Raw genomic sequence first — 240 nt, forward strand, 5'->3', positions numbered from 1 at the left:
GGGTTGTTCGCTTTTTTGACTGTCCTTTCCAGACTTCTTCGTTTACTCCTTTCTTTTGTGTCTCCGTATAGAGTTTCCTACAGCCCCGAGGGGCAAGCCTCTTGGTTTGGGCTACAGCCCGTTTCGCTCGCCGCTACTCAGGGAATCGCATTTGCTTTCTCTTCCTCCAGGTACTTAGATGTTTCAGTTCCCTGGGTCTGCCTTCCATACTCTATGTATTCAAGTATGCATACTTGAATA

Annotated in this window: 1 rRNA gene; it reads right to left on the reverse strand. The window is 47.5% G+C overall.

Going from position 1 to position 240, the window contains the following annotated elements:
* Nucleotides 1–240: ribosomal RNA gene (locus tag BHE18_RS01070) — 23S ribosomal RNA — on the reverse strand; the annotation flags it as partial.

Origin of the sequence: Rossellomorea aquimaris, assembly GCF_001877785.1 — a bacterium.
GTDB lineage: Bacteria > Bacillota > Bacilli > Bacillales > Bacillaceae_B > Rossellomorea > Rossellomorea aquimaris_A.